General features: G+C 67.3%; 24 protein-coding genes. 15 read left to right on the forward strand and 9 right to left on the reverse strand.

The window, feature by feature from the left end:
* Window positions 1–67 precede the first annotated feature (67 nt).
* A complete protein-coding gene (locus ABZX86_RS29330; protein ID WP_355127893.1) occupies window positions 68–1,402 on the forward strand; it encodes a family 1 glycosylhydrolase in 1,335 nt (444 codons plus the stop codon).
* A 147-nt stretch (window positions 1,403–1,549) separates the two neighbouring features.
* A complete protein-coding gene (locus ABZX86_RS29335; protein WP_355127894.1) occupies window positions 1,550–2,290 on the forward strand; it encodes a hypothetical protein in 741 nt (246 codons plus the stop codon).
* A gap of 10 nt (window positions 2,291–2,300) precedes the next feature.
* On the opposite strand, the gene ABZX86_RS29340 is transcribed toward ABZX86_RS29335, so the two are convergent.
* Window positions 2,301–2,969 (reverse strand): lysophospholipid acyltransferase family protein, encoded by a 669-nt coding sequence (locus ABZX86_RS29340; RefSeq protein WP_355127895.1) that lies wholly within the window; start codon window positions 2,967–2,969, stop codon window positions 2,301–2,303.
* A 218-nt stretch (window positions 2,970–3,187) separates the two neighbouring features.
* On the opposite strand from ABZX86_RS29340, the gene ABZX86_RS29345 reads away from it, so the two are divergent.
* The gene (locus ABZX86_RS29345; RefSeq protein WP_355127896.1) at window positions 3,188–3,844 is read left to right on the forward strand and encodes a GNAT family N-acetyltransferase; all 657 of its coding nucleotides are present in this window, start codon (window positions 3,188–3,190) and stop codon (window positions 3,842–3,844) included.
* A gap of 28 nt (window positions 3,845–3,872) precedes the next feature.
* On the opposite strand, the gene ABZX86_RS29350 is transcribed toward ABZX86_RS29345, so the two are convergent.
* Together ABZX86_RS29350 and ABZX86_RS29355 are read right to left on the reverse strand one after the other, a co-directional pair.
* A complete protein-coding gene (locus ABZX86_RS29350) occupies window positions 3,873–4,427 on the reverse strand; it encodes an isochorismatase family protein (protein ID WP_355127897.1) in 555 nt (184 codons plus the stop codon).
* A gap of 82 nt (window positions 4,428–4,509) precedes the next feature.
* Window positions 4,510–5,196: a MerR family transcriptional regulator gene (locus tag ABZX86_RS29355; protein ID WP_355127898.1), complete on the reverse strand. Its 687-nt coding sequence runs from the start codon at window positions 5,194–5,196 to the stop codon at window positions 4,510–4,512.
* 101 nt (window positions 5,197–5,297) lie between these two features.
* On the opposite strand from ABZX86_RS29355, the gene ABZX86_RS29360 reads away from it, so the two are divergent.
* Window positions 5,298–7,022, forward strand: coding sequence for a GMC family oxidoreductase (locus ABZX86_RS29360; protein ID WP_355127899.1), 1,725 nt, complete (start codon window positions 5,298–5,300; stop codon window positions 7,020–7,022).
* Window positions 7,023–7,115: 93 nt separating this feature from the next.
* On the opposite strand, the gene ABZX86_RS29365 is transcribed toward ABZX86_RS29360, so the two are convergent.
* Together ABZX86_RS29365 and ABZX86_RS29370 are read right to left on the reverse strand one after the other, a co-directional pair.
* Window positions 7,116–8,576, reverse strand: a complete 1,461-nt coding sequence (locus tag ABZX86_RS29365) for an MDR family MFS transporter (RefSeq protein ID WP_355127900.1) — start codon at window positions 8,574–8,576, stop codon at window positions 7,116–7,118.
* A 340-nt stretch (window positions 8,577–8,916) separates the two neighbouring features.
* On the reverse strand, window positions 8,917–9,396 hold the full coding sequence (locus tag ABZX86_RS29370) for a hypothetical protein (RefSeq protein WP_327139116.1): 480 nt from the start codon (window positions 9,394–9,396) through the stop codon (window positions 8,917–8,919).
* 266 nt (window positions 9,397–9,662) lie between these two features.
* On the opposite strand from ABZX86_RS29370, the gene ABZX86_RS29375 reads away from it, so the two are divergent.
* From ABZX86_RS29375 to ABZX86_RS29395, 5 genes are all read left to right on the forward strand, one after another.
* A complete protein-coding gene (locus tag ABZX86_RS29375) occupies window positions 9,663–10,187 on the forward strand; it encodes a DUF2599 domain-containing protein (protein WP_355127901.1) in 525 nt (174 codons plus the stop codon).
* A 128-nt stretch (window positions 10,188–10,315) separates the two neighbouring features.
* Window positions 10,316–11,575: an aminotransferase class V-fold PLP-dependent enzyme gene (locus ABZX86_RS29380; protein ID WP_355127902.1), complete on the forward strand. Its 1,260-nt coding sequence runs from the start codon at window positions 10,316–10,318 to the stop codon at window positions 11,573–11,575.
* Window positions 11,572–12,834, forward strand: a complete 1,263-nt coding sequence (locus ABZX86_RS29385; protein ID WP_355127903.1) for a heavy-metal-associated domain-containing protein — start codon at window positions 11,572–11,574, stop codon at window positions 12,832–12,834. Before ABZX86_RS29380 ends, ABZX86_RS29385 begins: the two co-directional genes overlap by 4 nt.
* A complete protein-coding gene (locus ABZX86_RS29390; protein ID WP_355127904.1) occupies window positions 12,831–14,321 on the forward strand; it encodes an alanine racemase in 1,491 nt (496 codons plus the stop codon). Before ABZX86_RS29385 ends, ABZX86_RS29390 begins: the two co-directional genes overlap by 4 nt.
* 1 nt (window position 14,322) lies before the next feature.
* Entirely contained in the window at window positions 14,323–15,660 is a 1,338-nt protein-coding gene (locus ABZX86_RS29395; protein ID WP_355127905.1) for a pyridoxal-phosphate dependent enzyme, read from the forward strand.
* A 64-nt stretch (window positions 15,661–15,724) separates the two neighbouring features.
* On the opposite strand, the gene ABZX86_RS29400 is transcribed toward ABZX86_RS29395, so the two are convergent.
* Entirely contained in the window at window positions 15,725–16,084 is a 360-nt protein-coding gene (locus tag ABZX86_RS29400) for a zinc-binding dehydrogenase (protein WP_355128302.1), read from the reverse strand.
* Between the two features lie 100 nt (window positions 16,085–16,184).
* Here ABZX86_RS29400 and ABZX86_RS29405 point away from each other — a divergent pair, with 100 nt between their 5' ends.
* Together ABZX86_RS29405 and ABZX86_RS29410 are read left to right on the forward strand one after the other, a co-directional pair.
* A complete protein-coding gene (locus tag ABZX86_RS29405; RefSeq protein WP_355127906.1) occupies window positions 16,185–16,583 on the forward strand; it encodes a helix-turn-helix domain-containing protein in 399 nt (132 codons plus the stop codon).
* A 69-nt stretch (window positions 16,584–16,652) separates the two neighbouring features.
* A complete protein-coding gene (locus tag ABZX86_RS29410; RefSeq protein ID WP_355127907.1) occupies window positions 16,653–18,569 on the forward strand; it encodes a Na+/H+ antiporter in 1,917 nt (638 codons plus the stop codon).
* Here the strand turns inward: ABZX86_RS29410 and ABZX86_RS29415 are convergent.
* On the reverse strand, window positions 18,545–19,624 hold the full coding sequence (locus ABZX86_RS29415) for an acyl-CoA dehydrogenase family protein (protein WP_355127908.1): 1,080 nt from the start codon (window positions 19,622–19,624) through the stop codon (window positions 18,545–18,547). The genes ABZX86_RS29410 and ABZX86_RS29415 overlap by 25 nt on opposite strands.
* Before the next feature lie 203 nt (window positions 19,625–19,827).
* The gene (locus tag ABZX86_RS29420) at window positions 19,828–20,730 is read right to left on the reverse strand and encodes an SDR family oxidoreductase (protein WP_355127909.1); all 903 of its coding nucleotides are present in this window, start codon (window positions 20,728–20,730) and stop codon (window positions 19,828–19,830) included.
* A 240-nt stretch (window positions 20,731–20,970) separates the two neighbouring features.
* Here ABZX86_RS29420 and ABZX86_RS29425 point away from each other — a divergent pair, with 240 nt between their 5' ends.
* The gene (locus tag ABZX86_RS29425) at window positions 20,971–21,597 is read left to right on the forward strand and encodes a TetR/AcrR family transcriptional regulator (RefSeq protein ID WP_355127910.1); all 627 of its coding nucleotides are present in this window, start codon (window positions 20,971–20,973) and stop codon (window positions 21,595–21,597) included.
* A gap of 161 nt (window positions 21,598–21,758) precedes the next feature.
* On the opposite strand, the gene ilvD is transcribed toward ABZX86_RS29425, so the two are convergent.
* A complete protein-coding gene (gene ilvD, locus ABZX86_RS29430) occupies window positions 21,759–23,438 on the reverse strand; it encodes a dihydroxy-acid dehydratase (protein ID WP_355128304.1) in 1,680 nt (559 codons plus the stop codon).
* A gap of 274 nt (window positions 23,439–23,712) precedes the next feature.
* Between ilvD and ABZX86_RS29435 the strand changes: the two genes are divergently transcribed.
* From ABZX86_RS29435 to ABZX86_RS29445, 3 genes are all read left to right on the forward strand, one after another.
* Window positions 23,713–24,726 (forward strand): YdcF family protein, encoded by a 1,014-nt coding sequence (locus tag ABZX86_RS29435; protein WP_355127911.1) that lies wholly within the window; start codon window positions 23,713–23,715, stop codon window positions 24,724–24,726.
* Between the two features lie 139 nt (window positions 24,727–24,865).
* Window positions 24,866–25,666, forward strand: a complete 801-nt coding sequence (locus ABZX86_RS29440; RefSeq protein WP_355127912.1) for an alpha/beta hydrolase — start codon at window positions 24,866–24,868, stop codon at window positions 25,664–25,666.
* Window positions 25,663–26,910, forward strand: coding sequence for a SpoIIE family protein phosphatase (locus ABZX86_RS29445; protein ID WP_355127913.1), 1,248 nt, complete (start codon window positions 25,663–25,665; stop codon window positions 26,908–26,910). The genes ABZX86_RS29440 and ABZX86_RS29445 overlap by 4 nt, the downstream gene beginning before the upstream one ends.
* Window positions 26,911–26,979: the final 69 nt, after the last annotated feature.

Here is a 26,979-nt window from a genome sequence, read left to right on the forward strand (position 1 = left end):
TTCAGCAATCCAACAGTTAACCTCCAAACGGGACATTTCGACCACTCGTCCCGGAGGAGGAGCACCGATGCACAGACGCCTGCGCCGACTCGTCCTGGCCGGGATAGCCACGGCCTCGACACTGCTGCCGGTGGCTGCCGTCGGACACGCCACCCCACCGGCGGCGGCCTCCGCCGCGCACGGGTCGCTCGGCGAGAACTTCCGATGGGGTGTCGCGGCCTCGGGATTTCAATCCGAGGGCCATGCGCCCGACAGCAATTGGCTGCGCTATATCGCGGCCAATCCGAGCTGGGACCCGTATCAGAACTCCATCGACTTCCGCTCGCGCTACCCCTCCGATATCGCCCTCGCCGCCGGGCTCGGGGTGAAGGTCTTCCGCGTCGGCATCGAATGGGCGCGCCTGCAACCCACCCCGGACGCCTGGGACGAGAATGCGTTCGCCTTCTACGATTCGGTCGTCAACGACATTGTCCAGGCCGGAATGCAGCCCATGCTGACGCTCGATCACTGGGTGTATCCGGGCTGGGAGGCCGACCGCGGGGGCTGGAACAATCCCGGCATCGTGGCGGACTGGCTCACCAATATGCGCAAGGTGGTGGACCGGTACGCCGTGCGAAACCCGGTGTGGGTCACCATCAATGAGCCGGTCGCCTACATCATGCATGAGGTGCGGCTGAACAATACCGACGCCGACACCATGCTCGACCGGGTCGGCGATGCGCACAATCAGATCTACGACTACATCCACCAGGTACAGCCCAATGCGCAGGTGACCAGCAATGTCGGCTATGTCGCCGGGGCCGAGTCCGAGGTCAACGGGCCGCTCATGGATCGCATCGGCGACAAGCTCGACTTCATCGGCGTGGATTACTACTTCGGCTACGAGCCGCCCAGGTCCAATGCCGTCGCCCAGCCCGACGGCTCCGCCCCGACGGCGGTGGGCATGTGGAATCTGCCGGTACGCCCCGAGGGCATCTACTATGCGCTGCAACACTATTCGAAGCTGTTCCCGAGCAAGCCGCTGTGGGTCGTGGAGAACGGGATGCCCACCGAGGCGGGCAATCCGCGGGCGGACGGCTACACCCGCTCCGATCACATGCGCGATACCGTCTACTGGCTGCAGCGCGCCAAGGCCGACGGCATGAACGTGGTCGGCTACAACTACTGGAGCATTACCGACAACTACGAATGGGGCTCGTACGCACCACGTTTCGGCCTCTACACGGTGGACGTGCGCGCCGACGGAAATCTGACGCGCCAGCCCACCGAGGCGGTGGACACCTACCGGCAGATCGTCGCCAGGAACGGTGTGCCCGCCAGTTATGTGCCGGTGCGCGGTCCCTCCGACTGCGGGCTGGTCGATCCCCCGGCCAGCTGCGACTCCCCCGTCTCGGTTCCGTAGCAGCTCCGGCCGGGCTCCGCCGGATCATGATCACCGCCCGCGCCCGCGCGCTCTACCACCCATAGCGGGTTGCACAAACTTGTTGTGCCACACTCTGACCGGCTTCGGAGCGCCGTCGCCGCCGGGCGCGAAAGGGTGGAACATCGGATGAGACTGCACCGCTGGGCGAGGTACGGAGTGGGAGCGGCGGCGATCCCGCTGCTGCTGACCGGATGTGGTCCGAGCGGGTCGAATGTCGCGGCGCCCACCACCGTCAGCTCCTCGGCGAGCGGGGCCACAACGTCCGGGAAGGCCGCGCCCGCCGCGGCGCCCGCCGCCGGTGCGCCGTTGTCCGCGGTGGTGTCCTGGATCCATGCGGGCAGCACCGTCGATATCTCGAAGTTCCACACCGCCACCACTACGGACGGGACGGTCAACGATCTCGGATCCGATATCGCCTTCGTCAGCCCGACCAAGAAGATCGAATGCATGACCGACGACCGGGCCGCCTCCTCATCCACCGGTCTGTCGTGTCTGGTCCAACTCGACAACCCACCGCCGAAGCCGAGTGACAATCACGGGAACTGGGTGGGCGGCTGGGTCGATTACCCCGGCAGCACGGTGGGTGTGGGCAGCCTGCACGGTGATCCGGGCCAGTTCACCTCGGGCACCGGCAATACGCTGGGGTACGGGAGTCGAATCACGTTCGGCGACTACGACTGCCGGATGGACAGCACCGGGTTGCTGTGCGCCGATCAATCGGCCGGTTCCGGACTGCAGGTGAGTTCCTCGGGCGCGGTGCCCTTCGGCTGCCTCGGCAAGACGACAACGCCGGAGCACGGCCTCTCCTATGCCTGCGATACGTCGAGTACGACGACCACCGAACGCAGCACGCTCCCGCACCCGTAGCGGTGCGGACTCACTCGGTGGTGCGCAGGTCCTCGATGCGCTGCCGCAGGTGATCGAGCAGTTTGTCCGAATCGTCGAAATCGGCGGGGTCGATGGGCGCCCCGAAATGAATGGTCACCCGCTGGCGGCGGTCGAAGGCCGGGCCGTCGCCGCGCACCCGCCGCATCGGCAGCACCCGGTCGGTGCCGGCGGTGCACACCGGAATGATCGGAACGCCCGTCGCCAGCGCCAGTTTCGCCACACCGGGCTTGTACGGCTCGCGTTCACCGGCCGGGACCAGCCGTCCCTCCGGATAGATGATCAGCACTCCCCCGTACCGCAGGATCTGCTCGGCCTGCGAGAGGGCGGCCTGCCCGGACTCACTGTCGCGCCGCCGGACCGGAATCTGCCCGAGCCGCCGCACCAGCCAGCCGACGACCGGCCACGACCACAGCTCCGCCATGGCGATGGCGACGGCCCGCCGTCGCAACGCGCCCCAGAGGAATACCGCGTCCAGCATCGAGATGTGATTGCTCGCCACGATCACCGCGCCGTCCTTCGGCACCAGTTCTCGTCCGATCACGGTGACGTGCACGATGTTCGACCATGCCAGCCCGCGCAGCACCCGCCGCACCAGCTTCGTGGTCACCCAGGCGCGTTTGCCCAGGCCCTTGGGCCGCGGCTCGGATTCGTCATTCATGAAAACCCCCTGATTGTCCGGCCTGGAACTGGTTCCATCCTGGCATCAGACCACCGGGACCGACACCCGCGGCGATCCTGCGTTGATCGCGGGCACACCCGCCGAGTGCTCGATGAGCACGCGGAGCACCCGGGTTTTCGTCAGGAAGTATCCGAATCGTTGTGTGACGCTGCATATTTCGATCTCGTCCCCCGGAAACGCGCACAAGGAATACGCTTTTGAGTACGAGCGTTGCGGTTTCGACAAGGGCCGCACTGCCCGTCAGCGCGTGGGAGTACATCATGGACACCGATCCCCTGACGTCAGCGACTCACCAACTTCACTTCGAGCATTTCGACGCCATCCAGGCCCAGGAGCACCGCGAGGAAGTCGAAGCGATCTTCCGCGGCTCATACCTCGAAGCGATCCACTCCGGTATGGCGGTGGAATCACCGCAGGCCTTCATGCAGCGGTTCGACGCGTACACCGCCCCGAACCGGCCCACCGGATTCGAACTCGTCATCGCCCGCCGCGGCGAGCAACCGTGCGGCCAGGCCTGGGGGTGGCCGCTGCAGCGCAATACCGCGTGGTGGGGCGGCCTGATGCTCGACTCGGACGATATCGACGAGTTCATCGTCGAGGACGGCACGCGGACCTTCGCTTTGAGCGAGATCATGGTGCACTCCGAACTGGCCGGGCAGGGCATCGCCCAGGCGCTGCACAACGAATTGCTCGACAGCCGCCCCGAGAGCCGCGCCACCCTGCTGGTTCATCCCGGTAACCCCCGCGCGTACGACACGTACCTGCGCTGGGGCTGGTACCGGGTCGGCGTGCTGCGTCAAAGCTGGCCCAAGGCACCGAGATTCGATGTGCTGATCCACGATCTGCGCAGCTGACGACCGGGACCGTGCGGACACGCGATGGTCAGTTCGCGAATTCGATGTCGTCGGTGGCGATGGCCGACGCGGTGCGGCCCGGCGCGGTGGTGTGGTGCCAGTAGAGATTGGTGTGGCGAATGACGGCGTCAGGGGACGGCGCGCCCCACGCGGAGAGGTCTTCGGTGGTGTGCGCGTCCGAGACGAGGACGGTGTCGTAGCCGCGGACGAACGCGCCGTGCAGGGTCGACCGGATACAGGCGTCCGATTGCGCGCCCGCCACGAACACTCGGCCGATCCCGAGACGCGCGAGGACCGCCTCGAGATCGGTGTCCTCGAAGCTGTCGCCGTAGCGCTTGTCCAGGCGCACTTCATCATCGGCTGGAACAAGTTCCGGGACGATCTGCCACGGTTCGGTCCCGGGGAGACGGTCTTCGCCGATGTCCTGGATCCAGAGAACGGGAATCCGCAGGGAACGTGCCTTGCCGACCAGGCGCCCGATCGCTGCCACCACGGCGTCTCGCTCGTACACGTCGGCGACGACGCTGTTCTGCACATCGACGACGATGACCGCGGAGTTCGGCCGATTCGCAAGGGATGTCACGAATACCGATGGTAGAGCGAGGCACCGACGTATCGCCGGTTCGGACAGCGGGCCGTGCGTGGATGGCGGCGCCTCGGCGAGGTCAGCTGTCCTGTTCGCTCGCGAATTCCTTGACGGCACGCTCGATTTCGTCAGCCAGTGTCGCGCCGCCCACTTCCCAGGCCGCGGCGCGGTAGCGGTCGCGGAAGCGGGTGAGGTCGGTGCCGATGCCTTCGCCGCCGTAGCTGGTCGCCGCGGCGTCGGCGAAGGTGCGGACCATTTCGTCGGCGAGGTCGGCGATGCGGGCGCGGATGAGTTTGCGCAGGGCGCCGGCGAGGGTGACGTCGGTGCCCACGTCGTAGAGGATGAGCGCGCCCTTGAGCATCGGCTGATCCGGGATACGCCAACCTTCCTCGCACGGTTCGAGGTATTGGGCGGCGCGCAGTTCGTCGAGAATTTCCGCCCGCCGATCGCCCAGCAGTTCCGAGAGTTGCTCATCGGAAACCACGACCGCCGGTTCCGCGGGCACGGGCTGGCTCGGGCCGAAGACCGTGCGCCAGTCGGTGCCGGCCGTTTCGGTCGCGAACACCTCGCGAATGGCGTCCAGTCGCAGGCCCCGCGCCTGCATAGCGCCGATATCGCGGAGCCGGTCCAGGTGTTCGTCGGTGTAGACGGCCTCTTTTCCGGCCCGCCCGGCTTTCGGCAGCACATCCAGCGATTGGTAGTAGCGGATGGTGCGCGCCGGCACTCCGCTGAGTTCGGCGAGTTGCGCGCGGCTGTATCGGGGCACCGGGTCAGCATAGAAGACGCGGACAGTAACGTTGACAGTTGCAACTGTCCGCATTACCGTAACCGCCGCCACACGTGTCGACGACGACCAGGGAGTTTGCGATGACCCAACGCGAGACCGATTTCGATGTGCTCATCGTCGGATCCGGATTCGGCGGCAGCGTGACCGCGCTGCGCCTGGTCGAGAAGGGTTATCGCGTCGGCGTCCTCGAGGCCGGTCAGCGCTACGCCGATGACGAGCTGCCCGAGACCAGCTGGGACCTGCGCAAATTCCTGTGGGCGCCCAAGCTCGGGTGCTACGGCATCCAGCGCATTCATCCGCTGCGCGATGTGCTCATTCTGGCGGGCGCGGGTGTCGGCGGCGGGTCGCTGAACTACGCCAACACCCTCTATGTGCCGCCGACGCCGTTCTTCGAGGACGCGCAGTGGCGGGAGATCACCGACTGGCGCGATGAGCTCATGCCGTACTACGAGCAGGCGCAGAAGATGCTCGGTGTGGTGCGCAATCCGCATATGACGCCCGCCGACGAGGTGTTCAAGCAGGTCGCCGAGGATATGGGCGTCGGGGACACCTTCGTGCAGACCCCGGTCGGGGTGTTCTTCGGTGAACCGGGCAAGAAGGTCGCCGACCCGTACTTCGGCGGCGCGGGACCCGAGCGCACCGGCTGCATCGAATGCGGCGAGTGCATGACCGGCTGCCGCCACAATGCCAAGAACACCCTGGTCAAGAACTACCTATACCTAGCGGAAACGGCCGGGGCGCAGGTCATTCCGATGACCACCGTCGCCACCGTGCGGCCGCTGCCGGACGGCACCTGGGATGTGGAGACCGAGCGCACCGGCGCCTGGGTGCGCAAACAGCCCAAGACCTACACCGCCGCACACGTGGTACTGGCCGCCGGCACCCGCGGCACCCAGAAGCTGCTGTTCGCCAATCGCGACAAGGGCACGCTGCCACAGCTTTCCGCGCGCCTGGGCGTGCTGACGCGCACCAATTCCGAATCGATCGTCGGCGCGGCCACCCGGAAGGTGAACCCGGACATCGATTTCACGCGCGGCGTGGCCATCACCTCCTCGATTCACCCCACGCCCGACACCCATATCGAGCCGGTGCGCTACGGCAAGGGTTCCAATTCGATGGGCCTGCTGCAGACCCTCATGGTCGACGGTGGCGGCCGCATTCCGCGCTGGCTGCGCTTCCTGCTGACGGTGCTGCGGCATCCGCTGACCTTGCTGCAGTTCATGTCGGTCAAGAACTGGAGCGAGCGGACCATCATCGCGCTGGTCATGCAGAATCTCGACAATTCCATCACCACCTACACCAAGCGCGGACTCTTCGGCCGCTCCCTGACCTCCAAACAGGGCCACGGCGAACCGAATCCGACCTGGATTCCCGCGGGCAACGAGGTCACCCGCGCGGTGGCCGACAAGATCGGCGGCGTGGCCGGCGGCTCCTGGGGTGAGGTCTTCAATATCCCGCTGACCGCCCACTTCCTCGGCGGCGCGGTCATCGGCGCGGATCGTGACAGCGGTGTCATCGACCCGTACCACCGCGTGTACGGCTACCCGACCCTCAGTGTGGTCGACGGGGCGGCGGTCTCGGCCAACCTCGGGGTGAACCCGTCGCTGACCATCACCGCGCAGGCCGAGCGCGCGGCGGCCATGTGGCCGAACAAGGGTGAGGTCGACACCCGCCCGGAGCCGGGCAGCGCCTATGAGCGCATCGCGCCGGTGGCCCCCAACCAGCCCGTGGTCCCGGCCGGCGCACCCGCGGCCCTGCTGCTGCCGATCGTCGAGATCCGCAGCGGCACGAGCGAATCCGCCTGACGGCGAGATCCACCGAAACAGACATCCACCGAAAAGATTGCCCGCCCTGCCAATTGGCAGGGCGGGCAATTTCGTTGCCTGCGGACCTGCTGATCAGCTCAGCGCGGGCTCGGTGGCGGGGTGATCCTCCGCGTGGGCGGAGGCGGCGGCGCGGCTCGGGAGCAGGATCGCCATGACGATGACCACCAGGGCCAGGACCGCGGAGACCGCGAAGGCCAGGCGCATACCGTCCAGGTGGGCGGAGATCGGATCGTGGCCGCTGTTCACCAGTGAGGTGGCGCGGGTGGTCATCACGGTGATCACCAGCGCCGTACCGAAGGCCGCGGAGACCTGCTGCAGGGTGCCGAGCATCGAGCTGCCGTGCGAGTACAGGTGCGGCGGCAGGGCGCCCAGGCCCAGGGTGAAGACCGGGGTGAAGGTCGCCGCCAGCGAGACCATCAGCAGGATGTGCAGGGCCAGCAGCTGCCAGTACGGCATGTGCAGGGAGATCTGGGTGAAGCCGGCCAGCGCGGCGGTAATGCCGATCGAGCCGGGAATCACCAGCCAGCGGCCGCCGAAGCGGTCGAAGAGCTTGCCGATGGTGGGGCCGAGCAGACCCATGGCCAGACCGCCGGGCATGACCAGCAGACCGGTTTCCAGGGCGCTGAGATGGCGCAGGTTCTGCAGGTACAGCGGCAGCAGCATCATCGATCCGAGCATGGCCAGGAACGCGACCGCCATCAGCACCAGCGCCTTGGTGTAGGTGCCGATCAGCAGCACGCGCAGGTCCAGCAGCGGACTGCCGGTGCGCTGCAGGCGAATCTGACGCGCCGCGAACACCGCGATCAGGACCGCGCCGGCGGCGACGATACCGATGGCCTCGGCGTCATTGCCGCCGCCGATCTTGCTGAGCCCGTAGACCAGACCACCGAATCCGAGCGCCGCGAAGCCCACGCTGTATCCGTCGATCGCACCGGACTGCGGTTCGCCGACATTCTCCAGGTGCCGCAGGCCGAACCAGGTGACACCGGCCGCGATCGGCAGCACCAGCACGAACAGCCAACGCCACGAACCGATCTGCAGCACCAGGCCGGAGATGACCGGGCCCATGGCCGGGGCGACCGAGATGGCCAGGGTGACATTGCCCATCACCCGGCCGCGGTCCTGTTCGGGGACCACCGTCATCAGCGTGGTCATCAGCAGCGGCATCATGACCGCGGTGCCGCAGGCCTGAATGACGCGCCCGAGCAGCAGCACCGAGAAGGTCGGCGCGACCGAGGAGAGCGCGGTGCCGAACAGGAAGATGCCCATGGCCAGGGAGTAGGCGCGGCGGGTGGTGACCCGCTGCAGGAACCACCCGGTGGTCGGAATGACCGCGGCCATGGTGAGCATGAAGGCGGTGGAGACCCACTGCGCCGAGCGTTCGCCGACGTGCAGATCGGTCATGAGGCGCGGGATCGCGTTGATCATGATGGTTTCGTTGAGAATCACCACGAAGGTCGCGAGCACCAGCACCCGGATCACGGTGGGGGTCCTGCCTCCCGCCGTGGACTGAGTGGATACTTCGGCGTGCATCGGATACCTCCGGGCGTTCGTGAGCGTAGGACGTGTGGCCCGATGCCGAGTCACCGCATTCCCGCGTCCCGGTGCCACACCAGATCAGACGGGACCGGCTCGCACAACTCATCGGTCGGGCGTCAGTATCCCCGGACGCACCGACCAATTTCAGACATTTTTCCGCCCGGAACGCGGCTCAGCGCAGTCGAAATTGGCTGTTAACCAGCACTTTTCACTGACTGCGAGCGTCAAAAGTGAGGCTGGTCACTCACAATTAGCCGACACCGGAATTCGCACTGCCACCCGGCAGTGCACGGCCCCCGCCCGCGATCGGCGCCCGACCGCGCCCGATCAACAGTCAGCGGGCGTGAATGTGCGCGAACCCCATCGGGGAGGTCGGCGGCGGCACCGCACCCACGGGCGCCCGGAATTCCTGCAGCGCGGGAAGCACATCCACATGGCGCGCGGCATAGCAGCGCACCTGCGGCAGCGCATGCGCGACCTCGCTGCGTTCGAGTGGTTCGGCGTCGATATAACCGACCTGGTCCAGGCTCACGCCCAGGGTCTCGGCAATACGGGTGATGGCCGCCGATTTGCGACCCCAGCCGACCTCGATGACGGCGAAGCGGTCGTGCAGCCCGTGTTTACGCAACTGTTCGACCGTCCACGCGAATTCACCACGACTGGCGACCGCGTGCATCACTCCGCGTTCCCGCAGAATGCGCAGCGCACGCACCGCCTCGGCGCGCAGTGCGCCGTCGGTCGAATCGCAGACCACTCCGTCCCACAGGGAGTTGTCCACCTCCCAGACAAGACATTTCACTGTCGGTGTGTTCATCCTGCCCCTACAGTCGTCCAGCCCGCACCCGTACCACTCGATCACAACAGTGGGTGCGGCAACCACTTCCGGTCCCACGGTGTGGGCGGCCCCCACTTCCGAGAACCGCCCGCGCGTGACATCGTAGGGTCCGTCTGGGCCAATACACCAGCGCTGGCAAATGCGAGACGGTTACGTTTCAGTGCCGGTGATGTATCCATGATCGGGTAGTGATCACCGGTGACCGGGCCCGATGCGGGAACGAGGAACGGAAAGGGGCGAGGCCGATGCGGCAGCGCTGGAAACTATCAGGTGGCCTGCTCGCGCTGACGGTAGTGCTGGGAGGTTGCGGTGCCGCCGAGGAATCCTCCCCTGTCATCGTCGGTTCGCTGAGCACCTCCTCGACCCATCCAGCCGGCGCCGCAGTGCCGGCGCCGACCACTGCCACCGGCCATCCCATCGCCGTGTCCGCTGCCCAGATCCCCGCCGTGGACACCTACGCCGATCAGGCGCTCATCGACCGCACCGAATGGACCGATGCCGAGGACGGGCGCCGTCTGCTGGTCTACCCCACCGATGCCGGCCGCCAGGACACCTTCCCGACCGCCGGTGAACGCGCCTGGCAGGAAATCCTCGTCGACGCCCCGGACGCCGACTCCCCCGGTATGCGGGATCAGTTCATGTGCCACTGGGATTTCGCGCGCATTGTCGCACCCAACAAACCGAGCTGGAATCTGGAGCCGTGGCGGCCCGCGGTCGGCTATCAGGAGACCGTGAACGCGCTGTGCAATCCGGGTGGACCCGAACGCTGAGGGTGCGTTCCGCGCGGTGACGGGACGGTGGGGGCGAAAGGGCTTGCCCGCGAGAACCTTCGAGCCGCTGGGAAAATGTGCGTATCGTTGGTGGCGTCCAGCGCGTACTCCTCGGAGGGAGCGGCACGGTGCGGTCTTGTGCGCCTGCGTCCACCGCCGGGCCGGTTCCCGCCCCGGAAGCGGTGTCCGCGCGCATGTTCCCGGCACTGCGCGAAAGTACTGAGACATACCTCGATTCGGCGTCCACCACGCAGAAACCGCAGGCGGTCATCGCTGCCGTGCAGGGGTATCTGAGTTCGCGGACCGCCAATGCCGGGCGCGGCGGATATGCGTGGGCGACCACGCTCAGCCGCGAGATCGAGCAGGTGCGCGGGCGTATGGCCGAATTCATCGGGGCCGATCCCGACGAGGTGGTCTTCACCGGCGGGTCGACCGCCGGGCTCAATGCGGTCGCGTTGTCGTGGGGGCTGGCGAATCTGCGCGACGGCGACGAAATCCTCTACAGCCCACGAGATCACGCCTCGAATGTGTATCCGTGGGTGCAGCTGCGGCAGATCCTGGCCGGGTTCGGGCGGACGATCCGGTTGGTGCCGTACCGGATCAGCGCGCTCGGTGAAGCCGATATCGAGGACATCCTGGCGAAGGCGGGGCCGCGCACCCGGCTCATCACCGTCGGGCATCTGCATCATGTGTTCGGCGCGCTGAGCACGCTGGAGGAATTGCGCGGGCGCATCGACCCGGCGATCGCGCTGTGTTTCGACTGCAGTCAGAGCGGCGGGCATCTGCCGGTGCGGGTGGACGAGCTCGACGCCGATTTCGCGGTGTTCGCCGCGCACAAGATGTTCGGAGCACCGGGCACCGGGGTGCTGTACTGCCGCCGCCGGCGCCACGCGGAGCTGTCTCCGTTCCTGCCCGGCGGCAATTCCGGTGTGTCCCTCGATGATCGCGGCCTGCACGCCGGGCCGATGCCGCGGCTGCTCGAGGGCGGCACCCACAATATTCCGGGCATCCTCGCCCTGGGCGCGGCCCTCGAGGTGCTCGGCGAGATCGGCCTGGGCACCATCCACTCCCACAATCGTGCCCTGACCCAGCGCCTCATCGCCGGGCTGCGCCCGGTCCCGGGACTGGATTTCCGGCCCGGTCCCGCATACGCCCCCTGTGAAACCGGTTACGGCATAGTGTCTTTCACACTGCACGGTATCGGCGCGAACGACTTGGGGTTCGTGCTCGGCGAACTCGGGTTCCTGGTGCGCACCGGCGCGCACTGTGTGCCCGGCGAATCCGAGGACGAGGATTCGGTGCGGGTGAGCACCCACATCTACAACACCTTCGACGAGATCGACCGCTTCACCGACTGTGTAGCCACGATTGCCGAGGAGGTCGCATGAGCACGAATGGCCACGAACCCCGCTACGATCGGCGCGCTGCGTCCCGGGTGCTGGCCGTGCTGGCCCGGCCCGGATTGTTCGCCGGTGCCGCGTCGGCGCAGGCGCAGCGCATCGAATACACCTGTGCGCCACTGCGTCCGGAGCCGGGATCGCATCTGACCCTGTCGCAGCGGCTGTATCTGGAGCGGTTCATGCGCCCGTGCCGGGCCGATCAGGTCACCAGCGCCACCCATCGCATCGCCTGGACCGACAGCGACGGGATCCCCAATACCGGGCATTTCCATTCCGGCGGGCTGGGGCCGATCGTGCCGATTGCCATGCGGGAGGCGGTGCTCACGCTGTGGCATGCGCTCGGCGCCGATACCGGGCTGGCGCACCGCATTTCGAGCTTGAGTGAGCGCGATCGGGATGTGCTCGAGGGCACCACCACCGATCACGAACCCCTCGACATCTTCCGGGTCGGGATCGAGGCGGCCGGGCGGGCACTGGCACAGCACGCGCTGCTGGCGCGCTGGACGCCGTATCGCACCCCGGCCGAATTCGCCGCCGGTATGCGCGATTCCGGGATCTACGGGGCGGTGGCCACCCGCTGGTACTGGGAACTGCAGGCCTCGAGCTATCGGCGCGGCATGATCGCGGTCACCCTGAGCACCCAGCCCGACGGCACCGTGCGCTACTCCGCCGATACCGTCGCCATCCTGCGCTCGATGAAGGACTCCACCATCGAGGACGCGCACCGGATCATGCGCCGCGCCACCGTCTCCGAGGGCCTGAGCGTGCCTGACGCCATCGCCAAATATCACGATGAGCTCGATCTGATCTCCCGCCAGTACGCGCTGCTGCCGCCCGGCACCCGCCCGGCCTGCCTGGCCGCCATGCCGCATCAGCTCGACGGCGTGCACTACAGCATTCTGCCGGTGGTGCTGGACCGCTTCACCGAGGTGTTCACCGCGATCGCCGAACGCCTGACCATCACCGAGGCGCCCGCCGACACCGGTACGGCCACCGGCGAACTCACCGCCGAGGACCAGGTGTTCTACGTCCCCGATATGAACTGCAAACACTGCGTGCGCACCATTACCGGGGTACTGGAATCGATGGATATCGCCGTGCACGATATCGACCTGATCAGCAAACGCGTCGCCGCCGAATTCCGCAGCCCGCGCAATCGCCATCGCGCCTTCGAAGCATTGCGCGACGGCGGCTACAACCCGACCACCGATGTGCCCGCCCCGGCGACGTCGGAATCCGCGGTATGACGGCTGGGGCTCCGCCGCGGCTGCCGGCGAAGATTCATCCGCTGGTGCGCGCTTTCGTGCAGGCGCCCGGTGCGGCGGAGGAGGCGCTCCTGCGGTTCGGGTCGCCCGCGCATCTGGTGTTCCCGCAGGTGTTCGCGGACAATCTGGCGCGGTTGCGGGCGGTGCTGGAGCAGGGGTTGCCGGGATATCGGATCTGCTATGCGCACAAGGTGAATCAGTCGCGGGCGTTCGTGCGGACCGCCGAGCGGGCGGGGGTCGGCATCGATGTGGCGTCGGAGGCGGAGCTGGCCGGAGCGATGGGGGCCGGATTCGGGTCGGCGCGGATCGAGGTGACCGGGCCCAAGGGTGAGGAGTTCCTGCGCGAGCTCGTCGCCACCGGTGTCACGATCAATATCGACAACCTCTGGGAGCTGCATCGGGTGGCCGAGCTCGCGGGCCTGCACGCCAATGTGCCGGTGCTGGTGCGGCTGTCGGGGTTCGCGGGCACGCCGGTGAGCCGGTTCGGGGTGCCGCTGGGGCAGGCGGAGGAAATTCTGGCGGCACTGGCGGCGCATCGCGGGCGGATCGATTTCCGCGGCTTCGCCTTTCATATCGATTCCGGGGAGCCCGGTGAGCGATTGCGCGCGGTCGAGGCCTGCCTGGAACTGACCGAACGCGCCTACGCGTACGGACTCTCCCCGGCGGTGCTCGATATCGGCGGCGGATTCCGGCAGGTGTTCACCGAGGACGCCGATGCGTTCGACGCGTATGTGCACGCACTGCGCGAATCGCTGCTCGGGCACGGGGAACCGATGACGTGGGGCGGCAATACCTTCGGATTCCAGCTCGAGGGCGGCGCGGTGCACGGCACCCCGGTATTCCACAAATATGCCAATACGGTGCCCGCCGATCGGATGCTCGCCGATCTGCTCGCGGCCGAATTGGATGGGCACGGCGGGCGCAGTTTCGCGCAGATCGCGGCCGAGAATCTGCTCGAGGTGTGGCTGGAGCCGGGTAAGGCGCTGGTCGACCACGCCGGAATCACCCTGGCCCGGGTGGAATTCGTGAAAGAGACCGCCGACGGCAGCGTGCTGGTCAATGTGGATATCAGCCGCGATACCGTCACCCCCGCCGATCAGGAGGTGATGGTGGATCCGCTGCTGCTGCCCGGTGTGGTGCGCGCACAGGACGATCCGGTCGGAGTGTTCGTGGCGGGGCGGCTGTGCCTGGAACGCGATCTGGTCACCAATCACAAGGTGTGGTTTCCGCAGCGGCCGCGCCCCGGGGATCTGATGGTGTTTCCCAATACCGCTGCCTACCATATGGATTTGTCGGCAGCGCGCGCCTCGATGCATCGACTGCCACCCAAACTCGCGGTGGTGCACCGGTCCAGCGATTTCTCCGAACAGGGAAAGTACGAGATCTGCCGGGACGAGGACTACGAACCCGAGCTGATCGCCGGCGGTCCATCACGATTCGCAGGCCCGGAATGGCACGGGGTGCAGTGAGATGCGCTACGACCACATCACCGAACTCATCGGCAATACTCCCCTGCTGCGGCTGGATCCGGCCGTGCACGGACTGCGCAATATCGAGCTGTACGCGAAATTGGAGTTCTACAACCCGTTCGGTTCGGTCAAGGATCGGGTGGCGTGGGGCATGATCCGCGACGATCTCGATGACATCGTCGCGCGCGGGCAGACGCTCATCGAGGCCTCCAGCGGCAATACCGCCAAGGCGCTGCGCATTCTGGGCGCCATGCACGGGGTCGGGCTGCGCGCGGTGACCAATCGGATCAAGGTGACCGAGGTGCGGGAACTGCTGCAGCTGTTCGGCACCGAGATCGAAGAGCTGCCGGGACTGTCGGAATGCCCCGATCCGACCGCGCCCAATGATGTGTACTCGGTGATCGACGCGACCATGGCGAAGGCACCCGGTGCGTGGGTGCATCCGTCGCAGTACACCAGCGAGAAGAATATCGAGGCGCACTACGAGGGCACCGGGCGCGAGATCCACGAGGATCTGGCCCGCGACGGCATCACCCGCGTCGACTATCTCGCGGGCGGGCTGGGCACCACCGGTTCCACGCGGGGTGCGGCGACGTTCCTGCGCAAGCACAATCCGGAATTGCGCACCCTCGCGGTGGTTTCCGAGCGCACCGACTTCATTCCGGGCATTCGGTCCGAGACCGAGCTGTGGGATGTGGGGTTGTTCCAGCCCGATTTCTACGATCGCATCATTGCCGTCGAGGCCGGGCGGGCGGTCGATGCCACCGTGGAGCTGGCCACCCGCTACGGCGTGCTGGCCGGCCCGACCAGCGGGGCCGCGTACGCGGCGGCGCTGGAACATCTGAGCGCACTGGATCATTCGGCGATCGACGCGGATCGGCCGCTGGTCGCGGTCTTCATCGTCTGCGACCGCATCGAGCCGTATCTGTCCTATATCCGCAAGCGCCGCCCCGAATTGTTCGGCCGCAGCAGCCGCCCCGCCCCGCCCTCGGCCGCGGAACTGGCCGCCACCCCGGCACTGTCACCGCAGCAGCTGCAGGAACTCGATCGCACCGCGCGACCCACCATCGTCGATACGCGCGGGGCGATGGCCTACCGCATCGCGCATGTTCCGGGCGCAATCAATATTCGAGACGATCAACTCGACGATATGCTCGCGCACGGCATCCCGTTCTCCCGCTCGCGTCCGCTCGTGTTCGTCTGCCCGATCGGCGAGGTGTCCCTGCGCTTCGCCGCGCTGGCACGGCGCGCGGGCTATGACGCGTCGAGTCTGGCGGGCGGTATCGCCGCATGGCGCGACAGCGGCATACCGATGGAATCCGCGCCCCGGACTGGGTGATTCACCCAGCTGGGGCAGGCCCGGCGCCGGAGCGGGCGGGCCGCTGATCTTCGGCGGCGGGCGTTCAAGGGATCAGGACTATGCGCCCGCGCAAGCCGCCCTTCGCCAGTAGTTGGTGTGCGCGTACCGCTTCGGTGAGCGGGAGCGTTTCGGCGATTCGGGTGGTCAGCTGTCCGTGGTTCGCCGATCGCACGAGTTCGGACAAGGCGGCACCATCAGCGGCGATCCACTGATTCATGACGGTGATGCCCCGCAGGGGAATCGGCTGCGCGCCCCCAACGACCGCCACGAATCGGCCTCGGGTGCGCACCGCACCCAGCGCCGAGATTCCCAGGACCTGCCCCGGACCCGGTTCCGGCACCGCGCATTCCATCATTTCCAGTACTTCCGGTCCGCCGTAGGAACGGACGACGATTGCTCGCATGGTCACCTCACAGATCGAAGGAACACCGCCACCGTAAGGAGCGCTACTCTCTATTGGGTAGTAGGCACCTCGAGGTGCGTACCGCACCGATCGGAGAGTGATGGCAACGCAGACCGTGGCACAGCAGCGCGCCGAGGCGCGCCGGCACTACGACGCGTACGTCGCGGAGTGCCCGACCCGGCAACTGCTCGACCGCATTGCCAACAAATGGGTCAGCCTGCTGATCAATGCCCTCGCGGACGGACCGCAGCGCTACGGCGACCTGTCCCGGCGCGTGGCGGGCATCAGCCAGAAGATGCTCACCCAGACCTTGCGGGTGATGGAACGCGACGGACTCGTCGAGCGCACGATCACCGCGGCGGTGCCGGTGCGGGTCGATTACGAGCTGACCGAGCTGGGAGCGAGCCTGCTGCCGGTCATGCGCACCATCAAGGGCTGGGCCGAAACTCATATGGACCAGGTGCTGACGGCCCGCGAAGACTACGACGCGCAACGCTGATCCTCGGATTTCGCATGGTCAGGGCCGTCGTCACCGGAATATCGGGTGCGCGGCCGCCGGGCGCCGGCAATGCCGATCGGCGCGGCCGATGCGCGATTCGGACACTCGTCCTGGCACGATGATCTCGTGAACGTGGCGTTCGGGCTTGTCCTACTGGTGGCTGCAGCTGTCGCACTGGCGGCACTGGCACGCCGGTTCGAGGTGGGCGAGCCGTTTGTGCTCACCATCGCAGGCGTGATCGCCTCCTACCTGCCGTTCGTGCCGGAATTCGATGTCGATCCCGAACTGGTGCTGCTGGGACTGCTGCCACCGCTGCTCTACACCACCGCCATTCGCACCTCGCTGATCGACTTCCGGCCCAAGAAGGTGTCCATCGCCCTGCTGTCGGTGGGGTTGGTGCTGTTCACGACCTTCGCTGTCGCCGGGGTGGTGTATTGGCTGCTGCCGGTGCCGTTCTCGGCCGCGGTGGCTATCGGCGCCGTGGTGGCCCCGCCCGATGCGGTCGCCGCGACGGCGGTGGCGCGACGGGTCGGTATGCCGCGGCGCATCGTGACCCTGCTCGAGGGCGAATCGCTGTTCAACGACGCCACCGCGCTGGTCACGCTGCGCACCGCGATCGCGGCCATGGCGGGCACCTTCACCATGTGGGAGGCGGGCGCGGATTTCCTGGGCGCGGCCGGCGGTGGTGCGCTCATCGGCGGTGTGGCCGCGATGGTGCTGGCGTTCCTGCGCCGCCGCATCACCGATCCCGTTCTCGATACGAGCGTTTCGCTGCTGGCCCCGTGGAGTGTGTATCTGCCCGCCGAGGCGCTGCACGCCTCCGGGGTGATCGCGGTGGTGACCTGCGGGCTGATCCTGGGCTACGGCGCACCGCGCTGGCAGAGCGCGGCCTCGCGCATTGCCGAGCACACCAATTGGCGCACCATCCAATTCCTGCTCGAGAGCGCGGTCTTCCTGCTCATCGGCCTGGAGATGCGCCATATCTTCGAGGACGCCTGGAACAGCGATCTGCCGCATACGACGCTGCTGCTGACCTGTGCGGCGGTGCTGGTCACCGTCATCGTCTCGCGCCCGCTGTGGGTGTTCCCCTCCACCTATCTGGCCTGGCAGATCGAGGGCCGCCGCCAGGGCAAACTCAAACCGCAGTGGACCGGGCCGACCGTGGTGTCGTGGGCGGGCATGCGCGGCGTGGTGACGCTGGCGGCAGCGCTGCTGTTGCCTTCGGACACACCGGAATTGGCGACACTGCGATTGCTCGCGGTCGTGGTGGTGGCCGGAACCCTGATGCAGGGCATCACACTGCCGTGGCTGGTGCGCCTGCTGCGCCTGCGCGGACCCAGCCATGCCGAAGATCTGCTGCAGGAGGCGAACCTGTTGCAGCAGGCCACCTCCGCGGGGCTGGCAGCGCTGGAAGACAACATCAGCGAGGACACTCCGCCGGAGATCGTCGATTCGCTGCGCCATCGGGTCAGCCAGCGCGCGCAGTCCTCGTGGGAACTGCTGGGCCGCTCCGAATCCCAGCGTGTCACCCCCAGCGGCGAATACCGCCGCCTGCGCCTGGTCATGCTGGCGGCCGAACGCGAAACCGTGCTGCGCGTGCGTGATTCGGGCACCCTGGATCAAGAGGTCCTGCAGCAGGTGATGGCCACCCTCGACCTCGAGGAATCGGTCATCGATCGCGTCGAGGAAGCCACCGACTCCGGCGACCCCCCCGCCGCCCCGATCGAAGGGGGCTGCGAACATCTGCGCGACGCCCCCTGCGTGCGCGTCCCCGACCACCCCGACGCCTGCTCCGAATGTCTGGACGAGGGCCTGGTCTGGGTCCACCTGCGCATGTGCCTGGGCTGCGGCCACATCGCCTGCTGCGACTCCTCCCCCGGCAACCATGCCACCAAGCACTTCAACAACACCGGCCACCCCGTCATGCGCAGCGTCGAACCCGGCGAATCCTGGCGCTGGTGCTACCTCGACGAACTTCTGGGCTGACTCGATCCGGATTCTCGGAGGTCGGCGGGAGCCAGGCGCTCGAGCAGTGCGTTCTTGATGGGCTCGCGTGTGGTGCATACCAGTGCGAAGGTGGCCTGGCGCATGAGCCGCTCCGCTGTCGAACCGGCCATGGTCGCGGTGCTTCCCGCGGCTACCACTCCGGCGGTCGCGGCTACCACAGCGGCTTCGGCCACGGCGGCGCGCAGGCTGTAGGTTGCTTCGGCATCGCCGAGGGCGGAGGCGAATCGTGCGCGCAGGGCGATGAATTGCGCTTCATACGAGGTCGATTCGACGCCGAGATCTTTCAACTGCCGTAGGCAGCGAGACAGAACTCCGAGCGGGAGCGCGCCGTTCACCCAGTCGACCAGGGTGCCGCCGCGACCGGCGCCGAACGTATCGATCGAGGTGGCACCGATCAGAAGGGAACTCGGAATGCGCGCGCCGTCGAACAGCAGGCGCACCGTGGCACTGGCGTCGGCGGCGATCAGGGTCATGCGCTCAGCGGACACACCGTCGATGTCCTGCACTGGAATCAGCAGCGTCGCCACCGAATCCCCGGCGCTGCAACGCACTCGCGCCGAGGTCACCAGAGCGTCGATGTAACCCCAGCCGGTGACGAACGGCGCACTGCCGGTCAGTGTGTAACTCCCGGCGTCGAGTTCCGCGAAAAGCGTGGGAGTCGACCGTGCGCCCGCGTAGGACACCCCGCAGCGATACCGGCCGGTTCTCATCTGCGGCAGATACGTGTCACGCAATTGCGTGTTGTCGGCAAAGGCGACCGAGCGCAGCGCGCCCAGGTGCTGGGCCCAGAGGAATCCGGTCGACAGGCAACCACCGATAATCGTTGCCGCCGTGTCGATCAGCACCTGCGGTGTCATCCCCTCCGACAACACGAAGTCGTAGAAACTCCCCGCGGCCAGCGCTTCGAAGTTCGCCTCGGGAATCACGCCGGACCTGTCCACCTCGGCCGCATGCCGATCCAGCACCTGCTCCACCAGCAGCTCCGCCGCCCGCGTCCAGTCCACCGACACATCGACCACCCCATCCCCGCCCACCGCCGACCCCGCGCGAAGTCAGCTGTTCCGCAACAAGCGACTCGATCCTACGACCTCACCGCCGGCCGCACGCAGGTCGCAGACGTTGTCGATCGATCTCGTCGGCGCCACCGCCGGGCACCTTGTCATCGCCTCGGATTCCCGCCGCGGAAAACGCATCTCAGCTCCCGGAGGCAGGGCGGGCCGGCGTGTGCGGATCGCACTCAGTGGGCGCTGGAGGCGATGCCGACAAGTTCGGCGGAGCGGTCCCAGGCGCGGCGTTGCAGGTCCTCGTCTGTGCGGATGCGCACGGGGGGAAGCAGGTGCGCGCCGGGGGTGGAGGAGAAGAAGTGGCCGGTGCTGTCGGTGAGGGTGGCATCCAGGACCAGGCGGATGCCCATGGCCGCGCCCTGCTGCGGGGTGCGCACCAGGGGGGTGCGGGAGAGCGCCCGGGTGGCGGTGGTGAGGATGCCGCTGTCGCGGGTCAGGCCCGAGGCCACCATGCCGGGGCAGAAACTGTTGACCGTCAACGGAGTTGAGCTCAGGCGGCGGGCGAGCTCCTGGGTGAACAGGATGTTCATCAGCTTCGATCGGGCGTAGGCGAACAGGGAGCCGACCGGGCTGTACCGGGCCGGTTCGGCGAATTCGGCCAGGTTCACGCGCGGCCACATGCGGTGCGCCTCCGAGGCGGTCACCACGATGCGCGGCTGGGTGCCCGATTCCAGCTGCGGCAGTAGCGAATTGGTCAGCAGGAACGGGCCGAGATGGTTGGTGGCCATCATCAGCTCGTAGCCGTCGCCGGAGCTTTCGGCCGGGATCGAGTGGATGCCGGCGTTATTGACCAGCACGTCGATCCGGTCGTATCGGCGGGCCAGCTCCGCGGCGGCCGTGCGTACCGAGGCCAGATCCGACAGATCGGCGAGAACCACCTCCGGTGTGGCGGTGGCGCCGTCCTCGTCGGCGAGTTCGCGCACGGTGGCCTCGGCCTTGGTCGCATTGCGCGCGAGGATCGTCACGGCGGCGCCGCGGCGCACGAGCGCTCGCGCGATCTCCTTGCCGATTCCGCTGGTCGCGCCGGTGACGATGATTCGGCGGCCGGTGACCGCGTGCTGGGGGTAGTCGGACATGAGGACATGCTCCTAACCGGATCAACAACGCCGAGGAATCGATCCGAAGGCCGGTCCCGCTTTGCGGCGCCGCGGCCACGGTGTTTGGATGCTCTCAGCAGTCAGATGTCGTTGACATCTGTACTTCCCAGGATATTCGGCTCGATGCGGGAGTTGTCAACAGCGGCAAGCAGATTGGCGGCTGCGGCGGTGAGTGGCAGCGCGCCGGGTCTCTCGCATTTCCTCGGTATACTCCGGCGGGTGTCCAAGCGGTTGAGTCGTTCCGAGTCCCAGGCTCGGACGCGCGCTCAGCTGATCGAGTCGGCGACCGCGCTGTATCTGCGTGCGGGATTCGCCGCGACGTCCAACGATCAGGTCGCCGAAACCGCCGGATACAGTCGCGGCGCGGTGTATTCGAACTTCGCCAGCAAGGAAGAGCTGGCGCTCGCGGTGCTCGATCAGCACATGGCCCGGCAGTTCGAGGCGGTCGAGCGCGCGCTCGATCACGGCACGGTGGCCGACCGGTTCGCCAAATTCCAGCAGTGGCTCGACCACACACTGGGTGAGCAGCAGTGGGCGCTGCTCAAAGCCGAACTGGCACTGGCCGCGCGCCGCAGCCCCGCACTGCTCGAGCAACTGGCCGCCCGCGACGAGCAGGCCCGCGCCACCGTCACCGTGCTCATCGAACGGGTCATGACCGATATCGGGATCACACTCCCGATCGATCCCCCCACCCTGGCGAGACTGATCCTGGCTCTGGGCAGGGGAATCGCCCTGGAGGGGGTCACCGAGCCGCACCCGTCCGGTGCGTGGCTCACCGAATTTCTCAGGACCACATTGCAACCGGTCACACTGATGCTGGCCGACCCCGACGCACCGCAATCGTGATCGCGGACCTCGGAGAGGGGTGGCGGGCGCGCAGCGCGCCCGCCACGGAGCGCTCACCGGCAGCCGCCGAAGCGCTCGCCCCTCTCGGCACTGGCGCCCTCCCGATACTGAACGCCAGCCCGCTCGGGACCTGAGCGCTCAGCCGTTGCCCCGGTGCTACCTCAGTCGCAGACGGCGCCGTAGGACGCCGAGCCGACCAGCTTCGAATACTTCGCCAGCACACCGCGGGTGTACCTGGACGGCAACGGTTCCCAGCCGATGCGGCGCTCGGCCAGTTCGCTGTCCTCGACCAGCAGATCCAGGGTGCCGGTGCCGACATCGAGCCGGATCCGGTCCCCGTCGCGGACGAACGCGATCGGGCCCGCGTCGACCGCCTCGGGTGCGACGTGCCCCACGCACAGTCCGGTGGTGCCGCCGGAGAAGCGGCCGTCGGTGAGCAGCAGGACATCCTTGCCCAGTCCCGCACCCTTGATGGCCGCGGTGATGGCGAGCATCTCGCGCATGCCGGGCCCGCCCTTGGGGCCCTCGTAGCGGATGACCACCACGTCGCCGGCTGCGATCGTGCCGTCCTCGAGTGCGTCCATCGCCGCCCGCTCGCGATCGAAAACCCTTGCGGTGCCGACGAATACATCGGAGTCGAAACCGGCCGACTTGACCACCGCACCACCGGGCGCGAGCGATCCGCTCAGAATGGTGATGCCGCCGGTCGGATGAATCGGCGCGGACATGGCCCGCAGCACCTTGCCGTCAGGATCCGGCGGGGCGATATCGGCGAGGTTCTGCGCCACCGTCCGCCCGGTCACGGTGAGGCAATCCCCGTGCAGCAGACCGGCATCCAGCAGTGCCTTCATCATCACCGGCACGCCGCCGATGCGGTCCACATCGGTCATCACATGCTTGCCGAAGGGTTTGACGTCCGCCAGATGCGGGACCGTGCGGCCGATGCGCGCGAAATCGGCGAGAGCCAGATCCACCCGCGCCTCGTGCGCGATGGCCAGCAGGTGCAGAACGGCATTGGTGGAACCGCCGAAGGCCATGACCACCGCGATGGCGTTCTCGAAGGCTTCCTTGGTCAGGATGTCGGAGGTGGTGATGCCGCGGCGGATCAACTCCACCACCGCTTCCCCGCTGCGCCGGGCGTATCCGTCGCGGCGGCGATCGGTGGCCGGCGGCGCGGCGCTGCCCGGCAGCGACATGCCCATCGCCTCGGCCGCGCTGGCCATGGTGTTGGCGGTGTACATGCCACCGCACGCGCCTTCGCCCGGGCAGATGGCCCGTTCGATGGCATCGACATCCTCGCGGCTCATCAGCCCGCGCGAGCACGCACCGACCGCCTCGAACGCGTCGATGATCGTCACCTCGCGCTCGGTGCCGTCCGACAGCTTCGCGATACCGGGCAGAATCGAACCGGCATAAAGGAATACGCTCGCCAGGTTCAGTCGTGCCGCGGCCATCAGCATGCCCGGCAGCGATTTGTCGCAGCCCGCCAGCAGCACCGAGCCGTCCAGTCGTTCGGCCTGCATCACCGTCTCGACGCTGTCGGCGATCACCTCGCGCGAGACCAGCGAGAAGTGCATCCCCTCATGGCCCATCGAGATGCCGTCCGAGACCGAGATGGTGCCGAACTGCATCGGGAAGCCGCCGCCCTGGAAGACGCCGTCCTTGGAGGCCTTCGCGAGGCGGTCGAGGGAGAGGTTGCACGGGGTGATCTCGTTCCACGAGGACGCCACGCCGATCTGGGGTTTGACCCAGTCCGCATCGCCCATCCCCACCGCGCGCAGCATGCCGCGCGCGGCGGTCTTCTCCAGTCCGTCGGTGACGTCGCGACTGCGGGGCTTCATATCGGGAGTCTTGCGATCATCGGTCACGGTTGACCATCATCTCCCGGCCCGATCCGAGGAGCAGCATCACCATGCGGGTCCCGCACACCACCAGGGACGGCACCCGACCGGGGCCGGGACACCACGCCGACGGTAAATCGCCCTCCCACTTGGTAATACCGGCCGCCGACTTGGGTACTGCCCGCTGTATGACCGGCCATGATCACATTTCGCAAAACGGACTTCGAGGTGACCGCATTCGACTCGGGGTTCGAGTGGGCTCTAGGGTGTCCCCGTGATTCTGCTCACGGTCGGATTGGCTCTGCTCGGTGTGTTCGCGGTGCGATTCCACATGGATCGTCGTCGAGTGAGCAATGGCGTGTATCTGATGCTGGCGCTGGCGTGCACCGGGGTGTGGCTGGTCGGCAACGGCGGCGATGTCGATCTGGCGCTGGTGCTGGTGCGGTTGCTCGTCGTGCTGCCGCCGCTGGTGGTGCTGCTATTGGCGGGTCTGCTGATCGGCAACGGCCGGGAAATGATTCGGCGTGAAGGGGCCCGGTCCGGGAACCTGATGTCGATCGCGCCGGGTCTGGTGCTGCTGGTCCCGTATGTGCTGCTGGGTGTCGCCGCGGCCACCGGGAATCTGCGATCGGCCGCGCTGGCATCGCTGATCATGGCGGTCGGCTATTTCGGGTTCGTGTTCGCCAGTTTCGCGCTGTACGCGCTGATCTACGGCTGGTTGCCCTATAAGCCCGGCATGGACGCGATCGTGGTGCCCGGCTGCGGGCTCATGGGCGCGCGCGTACCGCCGCTGCTGGCGAGCCGGTTGAATCGCGCGATCCAGATCTATTGGGAGGAGGTCGCCGCGGGGCGGAGTCCGGTGATCATCACCTCCGGCGGCAAGGGTTCGGACGAGGCGGTCTCGGAGGCGTCCGCGATGGCCGCCTATCTCACCGAACGGGGTGTGCCCAGCGAGAGTGTGGCGCTGGAGGAACGCTCGACCACCACCCGGGAGAATCTGCTGTTCATCAAGCGCCTGCTGGGCGAGCGCGGCGCCTCCACTCGAATGGTGTTGGTCACCAGCAACTTTCATGTGCTGCGTACGGCGATCATGGCCCGCCGCCTGAAGCTGGACGCGGAGGTCACCGGCGCACGCACGGCGTTCTACTTCTTGCCGAGCGCGATCCTGCGGGAATTCGTCGCACTCCTGGTCGCCTACAAGTGGACCAATATCGTCGCGTGCCTGGTGCTGGCGGCGGTGCCACTGGTCCTGGCCCTGGTCACCGGCAAGGTACCCATGAGCTACTGAAGCCCCCGCGCGCAACTTCCTTGCTTGTAGATCGCAGAGCCGGTACCTTCCGCTTCCAGAATATCTACGCTCACGAGTGTAGATATTCTGAGATTCGTAGGTCCGCGGCGTGGCGATCGGGCATGGAAGGATAGAACAGATGAGTGTGCGCAGCAGGAACAACGTGGTCGTCACCGGTTCCGACGAGGGACCGACGGTCGTGCTCGCGCACGGTTTCGGCTGCGACCAGAATTTGTGGCGCCTGATCGTGCCGCAACTGGCAGAGCGCTATCGGGTAGTGCTGTTCGATCATGTCGGCGCCGGCCGCTCGGACACCTCGGCGTGGTCGGCCGAGCGTTATGCGAGCCTCGATGCCTACGCCGAGGACATCATCGACATCTGCGCCGAGCTCGAGCTCCGTGATGTTGCGCTCGTCGGCCATTCGGTATCGGCGATGATCGCCGTGCTGGCCGTCAACCGGGTCCCCGAGCGATTCTCGAAACTGGTGCTGCTCACGCCATCGCCTCGCTACATCGATGACGGCGACTACCGCGGCGGGTTCAGCCGGGCCGATATCGACGAGTTGCTCGATTCGCTGGACGCGAACTATCTCGGCTGGTCCGCCACCATGGCCCCGGTGATCATGGGCACTCCGGACCGCCCCGAGCTCGGCGACGAATTGACCGAGAGCTTCTGCCGTACCGACCCGGTGATCGCGCGGGTCTTCGCCCAGGCCACGTTCCTGTCGGACAATCGCGCCGATCTGCCCGAGGTCGCGGTCCCGACGCTGGTGATCCAGACCGCGCAGGACGCGATCGCTCCGCGTGAGGTCGGGCAGTTCGTCCACGACGAGATCCGCGGCAGCTCCCTGGTCACACTGGACGCGATCGGGCACTGCCCGCAGTTGAGCGCACCGGAACTCACGGCGGCGGCGATTATCGGCTTTGTGGACGAAAGATGATGTGCCGCAACGCCGATCAGGTGGACGGTGGAGACGATCACCCGTCCGGCGAGGACGGTGCGGACCCGGCGTTCTCGGCACTGTTGGAGGACAGCGCCGAGGACCTCTACGAGCATGCCCCCTGCGGATATCTCTCGACCTTGATGGACGGCACCATCGCCAAGATCAACACCACCCTGCTCGGGTGGCTCGGCTTCGAGCGTGCGGAGTTGGTCGGCCGCCGCAGGTTCAGTGATCTGCTCACCGTGGGCGGGCGGATCTATCACGAAACCCACCTCGCGCCCATGCTGGCGATGCACGGCCGAGTCGACGGTCTGGCACTGGAATTGCGATGCACGGACGGGACCCGGCTGCCGGTCCTGGTGACGTCGGTGGTGAAGGCCGGGTCGGACGGTACCGCGCAGCTGATCCGCACCACGATTTTCGACGCCCGCGAACGCCGCGCCTACGAACAGGAACTGCTTCGCGCTCGCCGCGCGGCGGACTACGAACGCGACCGCGTGCAGAAGCTCGCCGCCACCCTGCAGCAGACTCTGCTTCCCCCGGCACTGCCGGCGGTGCCCGGGGTGGAGGTCGCCGCCTACTACCACCCCGCCTCGGCCGACGAGGTGGGCGGCGACTTCTACGACCTGTTCCCGCTCGCCGGTGGGTCCTGGGGGTTCTTCCTCGGCGACGTGTCCGGCAAGGGCGCACCCGCCGCCGCGGTGACCTCCCTGACCCGCTACACGCTGCGCGCCGCCGCGGTCTACGATCCGGATCCACTGTCGGTGCTCGGAAATCTCAATACCGTGCTCCACCAAGGACATCGGGGCACCGGCCCGCGCTTCTGCACCGTCATCTACGGCGCTCTGCAGCCCGAGTCCTGCGGCGCCGCACTCACTGTGGCTGCCGGCGGGCACCCGCCCGCACTGCTGATCCGCGCGGACGGCACCGTGGCGGCGATCGACACCCCGGGCGGCATGCTGGTGGGCGCGCTGGCGGACGCGGTGTTCACCGGCGCGCAGGTGCGCCTGGACCCGGGCGACACCCTCCTGCTCTACACCGACGGACTCACCGAAGCGCGCATCCACGACCGGGAACGCTTCGGCGAGGACCGGTTACGCGAATTCCTGGGCACGTTCGGGGCGAGCACGGCCCCGGCGCTGATAGCCGCCGTCACCGAACTGCTCACCGGATTCGGCGACGGCGTGGACGACGATGTGGCTCTGCTCGCCCTGAGCATTCCGTGCACCCCGGACCGCTAGCGGAGAACAACGACCCGGCCTCAGCACAGCGGTGGGCACAAAGCCGGGACCAGGGCACCCCACGAGCGG

The sequence above is a fragment of the Nocardia sp. NPDC006630 genome (assembly GCF_040611495.1).
In the GTDB taxonomy this organism is placed as follows: Bacteria; Actinomycetota; Actinomycetes; order Mycobacteriales; family Mycobacteriaceae; genus Nocardia.